General features: G+C 73.8%; 1 pseudogene. It reads left to right on the top strand.

The window, feature by feature from the left end:
- A pseudogene (locus tag AC0L25_RS32555) lies at positions 1-256 on the top strand (IS481 family transposase); the annotation flags it as partial.

Below are 256 nucleotides of genomic sequence, written 5' to 3'. Positions count from 1 at the left end.
GTGCCGGCTGCTGCGCGGCGAGCGCCGCCCGCGCGACGCGCACCGCTCCGACCGGGGCCACGCGCGCGTGATGGGCGACACCGAGATCGAGCGCTGGTGCGAGATCGTCGCTGCGGTGAAGAAGAGCACCACCAACCGGAAGGGCCGCCACCTCTCGACCGCCCGTGCGCTCAAGCTGGTCGAGGAGCACGGCGTCCACACGCCCGACGGGCACCGCCAGCTCGCGCCCGGCACGCTGACCATCTCGACGCTCAAC

This window comes from Mesorhizobium sp. WSM4813, from assembly GCF_055811555.1.
The sequence above is the reverse complement of the archived record's forward strand: the minus strand, read 5'-3'. Positions and strand labels throughout refer to the sequence as shown.